At 67.9% G+C, this 11,713-nt stretch carries 9 protein-coding genes; 3 read left to right on the forward strand and 6 right to left on the reverse strand.

Translation table 11 applies throughout. The features are described from left to right. Together ACQKJZ_RS14985 and ACQKJZ_RS14990 are read right to left on the reverse strand one after the other, a co-directional pair. On the reverse strand, positions 1-188 hold a 188-nt coding region (locus ACQKJZ_RS14985; RefSeq protein ID WP_427731382.1), incomplete at its 3' end, for a hypothetical protein. Positions 189-301: 113 nt separating this feature from the next. Further along, the gene (locus tag ACQKJZ_RS14990; RefSeq protein WP_427731962.1) at positions 302-2,815 is read right to left on the reverse strand and encodes a PepSY domain-containing protein; all 2,514 of its coding nucleotides are present in this window, start codon (positions 2,813-2,815) and stop codon (positions 302-304) included. A gap of 108 nt (positions 2,816-2,923) precedes the next feature. Here ACQKJZ_RS14990 and ACQKJZ_RS14995 point away from each other — a divergent pair, with 108 nt between their 5' ends. Continuing rightward, positions 2,924-5,107 carry a TonB-dependent receptor gene (locus tag ACQKJZ_RS14995; RefSeq protein WP_427731964.1) on the forward strand — a complete coding sequence of 728 codons (2,184 nt, stop codon included), beginning with the start codon at positions 2,924-2,926 and terminating at the stop codon, positions 5,105-5,107. A gap of 136 nt (positions 5,108-5,243) precedes the next feature. On the opposite strand, the gene ACQKJZ_RS15000 is transcribed toward ACQKJZ_RS14995, so the two are convergent. After that, positions 5,244-5,762: a hypothetical protein gene (locus ACQKJZ_RS15000; protein ID WP_427731966.1), complete on the reverse strand. Its 519-nt coding sequence runs from the start codon at positions 5,760-5,762 to the stop codon at positions 5,244-5,246. Further along, complete coding sequence (locus ACQKJZ_RS15005; protein ID WP_427731968.1) at positions 5,759-6,724, reverse strand: family 43 glycosylhydrolase; 966 nt, start codon at positions 6,722-6,724, stop codon at positions 5,759-5,761. Before ACQKJZ_RS15005 ends, ACQKJZ_RS15000 begins: the two co-directional genes overlap by 4 nt. 188 nt (positions 6,725-6,912) lie before the next feature. Between ACQKJZ_RS15005 and ACQKJZ_RS15010 the strand changes: the two genes are divergently transcribed. Continuing rightward, on the forward strand, positions 6,913-8,052 hold the full coding sequence (locus ACQKJZ_RS15010) for a glycoside hydrolase 5 family protein (RefSeq protein ID WP_427731970.1): 1,140 nt from the start codon (positions 6,913-6,915) through the stop codon (positions 8,050-8,052). On the opposite strand, the gene ACQKJZ_RS15015 is transcribed toward ACQKJZ_RS15010, so the two are convergent. Together ACQKJZ_RS15015 and ACQKJZ_RS15020 are read right to left on the reverse strand one after the other, a co-directional pair. Next, positions 8,030-8,743, reverse strand: a complete 714-nt coding sequence (locus ACQKJZ_RS15015; protein WP_427731972.1) for a WecB/TagA/CpsF family glycosyltransferase — start codon at positions 8,741-8,743, stop codon at positions 8,030-8,032. The genes ACQKJZ_RS15010 and ACQKJZ_RS15015 overlap by 23 nt on opposite strands. Next, a complete protein-coding gene (locus ACQKJZ_RS15020) occupies positions 8,740-9,939 on the reverse strand; it encodes a glycosyltransferase family 2 protein (RefSeq protein WP_427731974.1) in 1,200 nt (399 codons plus the stop codon). Before ACQKJZ_RS15020 ends, ACQKJZ_RS15015 begins: the two co-directional genes overlap by 4 nt. 258 nt (positions 9,940-10,197) lie before the next feature. Between ACQKJZ_RS15020 and ACQKJZ_RS15025 the strand changes: the two genes are divergently transcribed. Continuing rightward, positions 10,198-11,713, forward strand: a 1,516-nt coding sequence (locus ACQKJZ_RS15025; protein WP_427731976.1) for a lipopolysaccharide biosynthesis protein, incomplete at its 3' end; no start/stop codon positions are given.

An 11,713-nucleotide genomic window follows, 5' to 3' on the forward strand; every position in this document is an offset into this window, starting at 1 on the left:
CGCTGCAGCACCAACGCCTTGACCATCATCAGGGCCGCAAAGGGCGGACGCCCGCCACGCTCGGCACGCAGCGGCGACAAAAGCGAACCCAGATCAGCCCAGTCCACTTCCCGCGCCAAACGCTCCAGCCGGACATTGCGACCCAAGCGCGGCGACACCAGACCATCCACCAAGCTACCCTGATCCATCGCAAACGTCCCCCGCCTGCAACCATGAATCACCGTCGCGCGACTTTTGCAACGATCCCCTGAAGGGGAGGGGCTCACGTTGCCTCGATACGATGTCATCGCGCTTCCAGCCGTCAATAAATGTCGCGGCGGTAGCGGCCGGTCGCCGCCATCTCCTCCAGCTGGTCATCGCCCAATATGCCGGTCAGCGTGCGGTGCACATCGCCCGCCATGCCCTTCAGGCTGCCACAAACATAGAGGATCGCACCCCCGGCCACGGCATCGCGGATCGCCTCCGCCGCCTCCGCAACGGCATCTTGCACATAGCGCGGACCGGTGCCGAGGCGGGACCAGGCGGTCGCGCCGCCCGTCAGCACCCGCGCTTCGGCATAGGCCCGGCGTTCGGCGGCATGGTAATCGTCCGCATCCGGGTGCCGCTCGCCCCAAAACAGCCAGGCCGGCCCGCCACCGGTCGCGGCGCGCTGGCGCAGATGGCCGAGCAGCCCCGCCAACCCGGTGCCGTTGCCGATCAGCACGATCGGTGTCGCGGCATCGGCGGGCGAATGGAAGGCAGGATTGGCATGGACCCGGCCGCAAACGATCGAACCGAGCGGTGCGCCCTCGCACAGCCAGCCCGACCCGAGACCGGGCAGGCCGTCCTCCGCCTCGCATAGCCGGACGATCAACTCGGCGCGGCCGCCGACCCCGAGCGAGGCGATCGAATATTCGCGGTGCGCCAGCGGACGCAGCGTGTCGGGATCGAAGCCCGGCCCGGCATCGCCCGGCAGGATCGATGTCCGCAGCCGTTCGCGCAGCGCCGACGTATCGGGCAATCCGGTTGCGTCCAGAAAGGCGGTGACGCGGCGCTCGTCCTGCTTCGGCAGGATCTCCAATATGTCGCCCGCCGCCCAGTCGGCATGGCCATCGGCGGGTTCCAGCGCGATGTGCCAGGTCGGTCCGCCGCTGCTGCCCGGATTGAGCAGGCGCCGCTCGACCAGGCGCCAGTCGCGCATCGGGGCGGGTGCCCAGTCGGGCTGATCGGTGCGGCCGCCCAGGCTGGCGAGCTGCTGCTGCCACAGCCGCTGCGCATCGGCATCGTCGCCGTCCAGCTCGATCGCATCGAACAGCCGCTCGGCCCCGCCCGCATGCAGCCAGCGATCGATCTGATGGCCGAAGGCGCAGAAATCCTGATATTCGCGGTCACCCAACGCCAGCACGGCATAGCGCAGGTCGGGCAGGGCGGGCGGCGCATCGGCCATCGTTCGGGCGAAGCCGCGCGCGCTGTCGGGCGGCTCGCCCTCGCCATAGGTGCTGGCGACCACGAACAGCTGGCGGATTTTGACCAGTCGGTCGGCATCCAGTTCGGTGATCGGCACGGCGGCGGCGTCGGGCAGCACCTGCGCGGTCAGGCGCGCGATCCGCTCGGCGGTGCCGGTCTGGCTGGCATAGGCGACCAGCGTGGTGGCGTTTTCCGTCGACGCCGTCGTTGGCGGGGCCTCGGCCAGCACCTCGCCCAGCGCTGCCTTGCGGCGCCGCCGCGCGAAATAGAGGAGGAAGCCGGTGATGGTGAACAAGGGCATGGTCAGGCTGGCCAGCGTCATCAGGATGCGCCCGATCAGCCCGAAATAGGCGCCGCGATGGATCTCATAGACGCTGGTCACGATGTCCTGGCCCAGCGGACGTGCGGCATAGCGCTGGTCGGTGACGACCTTGCCGGTCGCGCCGTCGATGCTGAGTTCGTCGGACACGCGGTCATGCCGGCCGCCGGGCAGCTTCGCGCGGAACTGGACCGTGCCGTCGCGGACGGTGGCGGTCACCTGCTCGTAGGATCGGCCGGCGGTCGCCCTGGCGAAGCTGGCCCAGGCGAGCGGAAGGTCGGCGGGCGGGGCATCCTTGCCCGGCTTGCCCTTCGGCCCGTGCACCGCCGCGCGCTCGGCACCCAACAGATATTTGACCCCGTCGCGGTACCAGCCATAGGACCACCATAGTCCGGTGCCAGCGCTGATCAGGTAGAAGACCAGCACCCAGCCGCCGATGACCGCATGCAGCGCGCGGTAGAGATTGCGCCCGGTCTTGCGCAGGTCGAGCACCAGCCAGTTGCGCCAGTCGAGCGGCCGGCGCGGCCAGCGTAGATAAAGGCCCGACAGCGCGAAGAAGATCAGCGACAGTGCGGCAAAGCCGGTGAGCTGCCGACCGATGCCATTGCCATGGCCGGGCAATGCCAGCCAGCGATGGAGATTCTCGACCGTCTCGAAAAAGCCCTCGCCGCGCGCTTCACCCAGGATCCGGCCGGTGGCGGGATCGACGAAGCGGCGCTGCCGCTCTCCGCCCTTACCCTTCTTCCCGGCCTTCCTACCCTTGTCGACCGAATAGGTGACGGTGGCGGCACGCTGCGGGTCGCTGTCGACGATCAGCCGTCCGATGCGGATGCCCGGCACCTGCGCGGTGATCCGTTCGATCAGCACGGGCGTGGGCAGGGGCGGCGTCTTGCCGGGCGTGACGGTGACCACGCCCGGATTGATCGCGGCCAGAATCTCGCCCTCGAAGCTGATCAGCGCGCCGGTGACGCCCATGACGGCCAGGACCAGCCCGGCGGTGATGCCCAGGAACCAGTGGATCTGAAACAGGATGTTCCGCGTGGAAAGCACGGGGCATGCCCTTGTTATTGATAATCACTCGCGTTAGTAGGCCGCGTCGGTAACGTCAATGGTTACGGGGGTAGAATGACGAAGCGGGGTTTGGGCGTATCGCGGAGCATGGCTCGCGCGGGATGGCTGAGCGGGACGATGCTGGGGCTGGCGATATTGTCGCCCGTCGCGCAGGCACAAAGCAGCGAGCCTGCGGACAAGACGGAGGAGGAGGTGGTCGTCACCGCGGCGCGCACCATCCTGCCGCCCAACGCCCTGCCGCTGACCATCGACATCATCGACAAGGCCGCGCTCGACCAGCAGATCGCGATTTCGGGCAGCGTCACCGATGCGGTCGCGGTGCTGACGCCCAGTTTCTCGCCGACGCGCGGCAAATTGTCGGGCGCGGGCGAGACGTTGCGCGGTCGCTCGCCGCTCTATGCGATCAACGGCATCCCGCAGACGACGCCGCTGCGCGACGGCAGCCGGGACGGCTTCACCATCGACGGTTTCTTCATCGACCGGGTCGAACTGATCTATGGATCGAACGCGCTGCAGGGCGTGGGCGGCACCGGCGGTATCGTCAATCAGGTGACGGTCGCCCCGCCGCGAACCGAGGGCTGGTCGGGGCGTACGCTGGCGCAGGTGACGGCGGCGGACGGGTTCGAGTCGGACTCGCTGGGCGGCAAGGTCGCCGGGCTGGTCCAGTACAAGGCGGGCATTTTCGATGCGACGATCGGCGGCTCCTATGAACGGCGCGGCGTCTTCTACGATGCGCAAGACCGGCGCATCGGTATCAACCTGACGCAAGGGGAGACGCAGGATTCGCGCGCTTATGACCTGTTCGCCCGGCTGGGCGCGCAGCTTCGCGATACGGGCCGGCTCGACCTGATCCTCAACCGATTCCAGCTGGATGGCGAGGGGCGGTTCGTGCCGCTGGCGGGCAATCGCCGCACCGGCCTGCCAACCAGCGCGGTGCGCGGCGATCCGCCGGGCATCCCGGCGGCCAATCGTGCCGAGGCGGCGTCGCTATCCTATACCGACAGCGATGTGGCGGGCGGCAATCTGGTCGCGCAGGTCTTCGTCAACCGCACCTATGACACGTTCGGCGGCGAGCCGAACGCGATCGCGACCTTCCAGGACCCGGCCATCGCGCCGGTCGGCACATTGCTCGACCAGTCGGAGAACCGCTCGCGCAAATGGGGCGCGCGTGCCAGCTACGAGCGGGCCGTGCCGGGGTTCGAGGCGCTGGTCGCCACGATCGGTTTCGACGCGCTGTGGGACAAGTCGGAGCAGAGACTGATCATCACCGATCGCGTCTGGGTGCCGCCCGCCGATTTCCAGAGCCTGGCACCCTTCGCACAGGCCAATCTGAAGCTGTTCGACGGCGGCCTCCGGCTTGCCGGCGGCGTGCGGTGGGAGAATGTGAAGGTGCGTATCGCGGACTATCGCACACTCGCCTCCACCACCTATGACGGGCGCAATCCGGCGACCTATGGCGGCGTCAGCGTCAAGGGCGGCACGCCGGGCTTCGACCGACTGCTGCTCAACGGCGGTGTCATCGTCGAGCCGGTGGCGGGCATCCGCGCCTATGCCAGCTATGCCGAGGGCTTCACCATGGCCGATATCGGCCGGATCACCCGCGCGGTCGGCACGCCGGGCACCGACCTCGGCAATTTCCGCGCGATCGATCCGGTCATCTCCAACAATCGCGAGATCGGCGTCGAGGTGAAGCGCGGGCCGCTGGACGCGGGCGCGACCTATTTCTGGTCGACCAGCAACAACGGTCAGGTGCTGCTGGCACTGGGCAACGGCATTTTCCAAGTGCAGCGGCAGCGGGTGGAGATTCAGGGGCTCGAACTCAACCTCGGCGTGCGCCTCCCGATCGAGGGGCTGCGGCTGTCGACCGGCTATGCGCATCTGATCGGCCGTTATGACAGCGATACGCGCGCGCCCGATGGGATCGTCGACACCGATCTGGACGGCACCAACATCTCGCCCGACCGGATGAACGTGGCGGCCGACCTTGCTTCCGGTCCGGTCACGGCGCGGGTGCAGACGCAGATGTATTTCGCGCGCAATTTCCGCGGCAAGGCGCGGCCCGATCCGCGCAACAGTTTCGGCGGCTATACGGTGACCGACGCCTCGGTCCGTTATCAGACGCGGATCGGCGGCTTCTACCTCAGCGCGCAGAACATCTTCGATCGGCAGTATATCGACTATAACAGCGACACGCGGTTGCCCGACGACAATTTCGCCTTCTTCGCCGGGCGGGGGCGGACCTTCACGCTGGGTTGGGACCAGCGGTGGTGAGGATGGGGCAACTCCTTCCCTGCAAGGAGAGGGGGACCAGCGAAGCTGGTGGGGGCGTGCGGTTGAGGACGTTCTTTGCGGAGGCCCCCCTCCGTCAGGGCTTCGCCCTGCCACCCCCCCGTATCGGGGAGGATGTTTATGGCTCCATCACCTTCTGCGCCTCGACGATCCGGCTGTCGCTGCCCAGCGTGTAGAGATACGCCTTGCGCGCCTCCGACCCCGGCCGCAGGCGCCGCAGGGTCCGCTCCTGCGCTGGCGTCAGCGTGAAGCGGACATAGCCGGCGGCGATCAGGCATCGGTCGACCTCCGCCTGCAATTGGCCTTGCAGCGTGTCGACATGCTGGTCGGGACGATACATGCGGCGCAGCAGCACCTGCCGCTCGCTGCGCACGAAGTTCTGATCGTCGCCGGGGATGGCTGGCATCGGCGGCATGTTGTTCTCGCGCTCCAACGCCTCGAAGCCGCGCAGATATTTCTCGGTCGGCTTGTCGCCGCTGACGTCGCGCCGGGCGGCCTGGAGCATGCAGTCGCGACTGCCGCTCTCGAACGCGTCGCGCGTCGCGCCGGGCTTGCCCCAGCTATGACTGGTGGCGGCCATGGCGCCGGTGGAGGCCAGCGTGCACAGGACGGCGAGCGACAGGCGCGCGCGCATCATCGCGACCCCAGCACCGGCGCGTCGGCGTCGGTCATGCGGATGGGGCGGATCGTGCCGTCCGGGGCATAGGTGACGCGGTCGATCGCCACCTGTCGCTCGCCCTGGAAGGGGGCGGGGCCGGGGCGGCGATCCCAGCGGTGATAGACGATCAGCCACTTGCCGTCCGGCATGCGGACAAAACTGTGATGGCCCGGCCCCTGATGCCGCGCGTCGCTGGTCAGGATCGCGCCCCGATAGCGCCACGGGCCGGTGGGTGAGGGGGCGGTGGCATAATGGACCGAATAGTCGGGACCGTTCCACCGGCCATGGCTATACGACAGGTAATAGACGCCGTTGCGTTCGTGCAGGAAGGCGCCTTCGGTGAAATGCGGCGGCTGGTCGACGCGGACCTCGCGCGCGATGGTCACCATGTCGGGTTCGAGTTCCCAGACGCGCAGGCGTGCGCCCGCGCTGCCGCCGGCATAAAGATAGCTGCGGTCGCTGCGCGGATCGGTGAAGACCATCGGATCGATCGCCTCGAACCCGTTGCCGCCGGTGATCAGCGGGCGGCCGCTGTCGCGATACGGCCCCTCCGGCCGGTCGGCGACGGCGACGCCGATGCGGCTGGGCGTCGGGTTCTGCGGACCGACCGAATAATAGAGAAACCACTTGCCGCCGCGCGTCGCGACGCCGGGTGCCCAGAGGAAATGGTCGCGCGCGCCGTCATCCTTGATCCACCTGATCTGGTCGCGCCGGATCAGCTCGCCGCGCGGCCGCCATGTCTTCAGGTCGCGCGAGGAGAAGGCGCCGAACCGGTCCGCCTCCCAGCTGCCGCCCGGGCCGCCGGTGGGAAACACCCATAGCTCGTCGCCGATCACCATCGCGTGCGGATCGGCCCCCTGGAATTGCGGGTTGCGGGCGATGCCCGAGGCGGCGACGGCCAGCCCCAAGCCGGCCGCGATGATGGCGTGATGTATCCGCATCCTGTCCTCCCGATGCCCCCGGCGGGTTTTGTTTTCGTCCGACATGATGCCGGACACTGGCCGGATGACGAAATTCTATATCTGTATATTAGTCAGATAAAAGCCTGTAACAATGCCGCAAATCGGCCTAGCCTTCAGTAAACGACCCTGTCGCGGGCACGACGGCGGGGCGAAGCGGGAGAGGATGGATGAGGATCGCATTGCTGCTGGGGGCCGCCGTCGCCAGCCTGTTCGTCGCCGCGCCGGTGCAGGCGCGTGCCCGCTGGAGTGAGGCTGAGGCCAAGGCCTGGTATGCGGCGCAGCCCTGGCTGGTGGGCGCGAATTATACGCCCGCCTCGGCGATCAACCAGCTGGAGATGTGGCAGGCCGCGACCTGGGACCCCAAGCGGATCGATTACGAACTGGGGCTGGCGCAGGGCATCGGCATGAACACGATGCGGGTCTTCCTGCACGACCAGCTTTGGGCGCAGGACCCTGACGGGTTCAAGCAGCGGATCGACGCCTTTCTGACGATGGCCAAGGCGCATGGCATCCGCCCGCTGTTCGTCCTGTTCGACAGTTGCTGGGACCCCGATCCTAAATTGGGGCCGCAGCATCCGCCGATCCCCGGCGTCCATAATTCGGGCTGGGTGCAGGGGCCGGGCATGGCGGGCCTGCGCGACCGGGCCGGCTGGCCGCGCTACCGCGCCTATGTGCAGGGGGTGATCGGCGCGTTCAAGGACGATCCGCGCGTGCTGGGCTGGGACGTCTGGAACGAGCCGGATAACGGCGCCGACCAGTATAAGGGGCAGGAGGGCGAGGAGCCGCTGGTCCGCGCACTGCTGGCGCAGGTGTTCGACTGGGCGCGCGCCGCCGATCCGTCGCAGCCGCTGACCTCGGGCGTGTGGCAGGGCGATGACTGGACGCCGGGCGGGCGCAACTCGGCGATGGAGAAACTACAGCTCGGCCAGTCGGACGTGATCTCGTTTCACGACTATAGCTGGCCCGAGACGTTCGAGCGGCGGGTGCACCAGCTGCTCCCCTATAACCGGCCGATCCTGTGCACCGAATATATGGCGCGCGGCAACGGATCGACCTTTGACGGGTCGCTGCCGATCGCCAAACGGTACAATGTGGCGATGATGAACTGGGGCTTTGTCGACGGCAAGACGCAGACGCGGCTGCCCTGGGACAGCTGGAAAAAGCCCTATGTCTTGGAAGAGCCGACCATCTGGTTCCACGAGGTGTTCCGGGCCGATGGCACACCCTATCGCCAGGCCGAGGTCGATCTGATCCGTCGCCTGTCCGCCGCGCCCAAGGGCATGGTCAGCGCAGGAGCAGGCGGATGATCTGCGGCCCCTCGACCAGATAGCGTCGCCATAGCCGGCCCGGATTGCTGGCCAGCCGGTGCAGCCATTCCAGGTTGCACGCGCGCACCCAGCGCGGCGCGCGGACCTGCCGCCCGGTCAGGAAGTCGATCGACGCGCCGACGCACCAGGCGACACCCGGTGCCTGGCGAAGCGCGCCGACGCTTTGCGCGAACCGCTCCTGCTTGGGCGAGCCCAGGCAGATGAGGAGTATGTCCCAGGGCGCGGCGGCGGCGCGGGTGACGCAGCTCTGCCACTCGGTCGAGCCCGGCGTCATGACGGCGGGTGAGGGGATATGATGGAGCGCCACGCCCGGATAGCGATCGGCCAGAGCGCGCCAGTCGTCGGCGCTCGGGCCGACGATGGCGACCCGCCGCCCCGCGCCGCCGCGCGCCATCAGGTCGGCGACCATGTCGGAGCCGGGATAGCAGTCGAGCGCGACGCCCTTGGCCTTGGCCATCAGGGTCAGGACCTTGCTGTCGCACAGATGGGCCGCCGCGCCATCATAGAGCGCGCGGACCTTGGGCTCGCGTGCGGCACGGTTGACCAGATCGACATTGGGGGTGACGACATAGCCGAACGGCCGCGCTCCCATGCCGACCATGCGGTCGAACAGCGCCTCACGGTCGCCGCGTTCGAAGCGGAAGCCGAGGAAATCGGTGGTGGTCATCATTCGCGCCCCTTCATTTCCGCGCCGCGCTCGGTACGGACCCAGCCGCGTTGCGGCGCGCGCAGGATGCGGCGATAGAAACCGAGCTTGGCGAGCACACTGAGCGGTAGCCGCGCCAGATCGCCCGCACTCAGCAGGTCGCGGCCATAACGATGCCACGCCAGCGCGATCGCGCCGATCATCAGCGCCATCTGCACGACCGCGACGGCGAAGGGCACGGCATGACCTGACAGCAGCGCCCAGAATGCGGTGAGGATCAGCAGCGCGCCTTGGCCCGCGATCAGCAGGCTGAGTGGGGGGATCGCCAGATCGAGCGCGAGGGCGAGCACGCGCGCATCGCCACGTCGCAATCCGGTGCCCGCGAGGCGCAGCGCATAGCGACGCATGATCGACAGATAGCCGCCCTCCCACCGTGCGCGCTGCGCCTCGGCGGCCTCACGCGTGGCGGGCAGCGGACTGGTGATCCGCGCCTCGGGACAGAAGCGCGGCGCCGCCCCGTGGAGCGTCAGATCGACCGCCAGCAGCAGATCCTCGACGATCTCCCCCGATCCCAGTTCGACCCGTGACAGCAGCGCGGTGGGAAAGGCCATACCGCTGCCGGTGAGGACGCAAGGCACACCGAGCCGCTTGCCGCCCAGCAGTCGGACATAGTTCTTGATACGGATGGCGAAGGCGCTGAACCGGCTAGCCCGCGATCCGCCGGGCGCGGCCTCCAAGCGATAGTCGCCCTGCACCGGCCGACCGGAGCCTGCGGCGGCGGCGGCCAGATGGCGAAGCGCGCCCGGCGACAACAAACAGTCGGCGTCGACGATGATGGTCACGGCGTGGCCCCAGCGCGCGGCATGGGCCAGCCCGTGCGCCAGCGCATAGCCCTTGCCCCGGCGGACCGGATCGTGCCGTTCGGTCGCGTCCGCACCATGTACGGCGGCGATGGCGGCAGTGTCGTCGGAGCAATTGTCGGCGATCACCAGCATCCGGTCGCCATCGCGCAACTGACCCGCGATCGACCGCAGCTTGGGCACGATCACGCCCGCTTCGTCATGCGCGGGGATCAGGACGGTGAAGGCGGGTGCGTTTCCGGGCGGCGTGGCGATCGGCGCGCGCAGCCCCGACAGGATTTCCGCGACGAACAGCAGCACGGCCGGCATCAGCACCAGCAATCCCACGAAAAGCAGCACGTCGGCCAGCATCGTCATCATCGTCCCCCCTGACGCCCGCGCCCTGAACGGCACGGGGACAGGCGAACAGGGCCGATGACGCCGGAGCCGTCCCAAAGTCTGACGCCCGGCGTCGCCGTGCGACACTTCGACGTCGGCCATTGCCGCCTTTACGGGCCCCTCCAGGTCGCGGCCGCGAGATAAAGTCGCCGGTAAACTGTCTCACGCTGACACTCATGCCTGCGTGGCGCCCGGCCTGCCGCAAGGCTAGAGCGAGGAAAGGGAATTCGGGGGCAATACGTGGAAAAGCAGGACGGATATCGTCGCAAGGTGATGGGCGGCGCGGTGACGACCCTTGTCGCCCAGATGTTTCGCGTCGCCGCGACCATCGGATCGGTGATCGTGGTGTCGCGCATCCTGTCGCCCGCCGATTACGGCATCTATGCGATGGCGGCGCCGGTCACCGGATTTGCGTTTTTGTTCCAGAATGTCGGCTTCGATCACGCCGTGGTGCAATCCGACGAGGTGTCCGACGTCCAGCTGTCGTCGCTATTCTGGCTGAACATCGGCCTGTGCCTCGTGCTGGCGATTGCGCTGGTGGCGGCGGGGCCACTGGTCAGTCTGTTCTATGGGAATACGCAGGCCGGAATTCTGGTCGCGGCGTCGGGTCTGCTGGTCATCGCCACCGCCCCCAATCCGCTTTATAATGCGCTTCTCAATCGCCAGATGCGGTTTCAGGCGCAAAATGTCGCCGATATCGTCAGCAGCGCGACGATGTTCGTCTTCACCGTGACGGCCGCGCTGATCCTGCGATCCTATTGGGCGTTGCTGGTCGGGGCGATCACGTCGACCATCGTCAATACCCTGTCCTTCCTGTATCTGGAGCGGTGGCGGCCGCGCCTGACCTTTCAATGGGCCAGCATCGCGCCGATGGTCCGATTCGGTGGCGGCATTTCGGTTTACGGCTTTGCGCTGTTCATCACGCGCAACATCGACAAGGTGCTGCTCGCGCGCTTCTGGGGGGCGACGACGCTGGGCTTTTACGATCGTGCCTTTCGCCTGATGTCCGCGCCGCTCCAGAATTTCACCGCCCCGCTGTCGCGGATCATCCTGCCGGTGCTGGCCCGCACGCGCGAGGAGCCGCAGCGTTACCGGCGGGCCTATCTGGTCTTCGTGCAGGGGGTGGTGACGTGCGCCATACCCGGCGTCGTGGCGGCCTCGATCGGGTCGGACGCGGCGGTGCGCGTATTGCTCGGCGACAAGTGGCAGGCGGCCGGCCCGATCTTCAGCTGGCTTTCGGCCGCATCCGTGTTGCTGCTGATCAATGAGACGGTGCCCTGGCTGATGATGTCGAGCAATCGGTCGAAGCTGATCATGAACTGGGGGCTGTTCGCGTCCGCCACCGTCGTGATCGGCTTTCTGATCGGTCTGCCCTGGGGGGCGGTCGGCATGGCCAAGGCGTGTTTCTTCGGAGAGTTGGCGCGTACGCCGATTCTCTTCTGGCTGGCGGCGCGGGGGACGGCGGTGCGCGTGCGTGATCTCGCCCGCTTGCATATCGTGACCGGCCTGTCGGTCGCCGCCGCCGCCGGGGTGCAGGGGATGCTGCCGACGGGCATGGCGCCCCTGCCGCATGTCGTCGTGCTGGCGATCGCCGGCTATGCCGCCGCGATCCCGGCGCAGTTCCTGTCCGAACCCGGCCGGCATCTGATTGCGACGGTGACGGGCTGGGTCGGCAAGGTGGCGGGGGGGGGGCCCCCGCACCCCGCCGCCCCACGGACCCAGCACGCCACAACCAAAAAAAAAAAAAAAAAAAAAC

This window comes from Sphingomonas sp. NPDC019816, from assembly GCF_050274375.1.
Classification (GTDB): domain Bacteria; phylum Pseudomonadota; class Alphaproteobacteria; order Sphingomonadales; family Sphingomonadaceae; genus Sphingomonas.